Consider the following 301-nt stretch of genomic DNA (forward strand, 5'->3'; position numbering starts at 1 on the left):
TTACTCCTACGGTAGCCACTAAAGGAAGAGCCATACCACAGGTTGCTACGACAAGCATTCCTCCCAGAATCATGGTTCCGACTCCGACAATCGTCTTCACAATGCCTTCTTCTGTTCTCAGCCGGATGGATTCCTGCCACTGCTGTTGCTGCAGTTCATAGAACTCCTCACAGGAACTTACCCTGTCTTTCACCTGGGTAAGATATGTGCTTAACATCCCATCCATCATCTGTGCCAGTTGAAAGGGTTCTGTTGCATTCACAACCGATGCATCATATGCACTGATTGTAGCACTACTGCC

Annotated in this window: 1 protein-coding gene; it reads right to left on the minus strand. The window is 48.2% G+C overall.

All coding sequences use genetic code 11. The annotated features are described in order from the left end of the window. The coding region (locus DWV68_RS14610; protein ID WP_197420882.1) for a hypothetical protein at positions 1 to 301 on the minus strand (301 nt) is incomplete at both ends.

The organism is Roseburia sp. AF12-17LB, from assembly GCF_003479605.1.
GTDB lineage: Bacteria > Bacillota > Clostridia > Lachnospirales > Lachnospiraceae > Roseburia_C > Roseburia_C amylophila.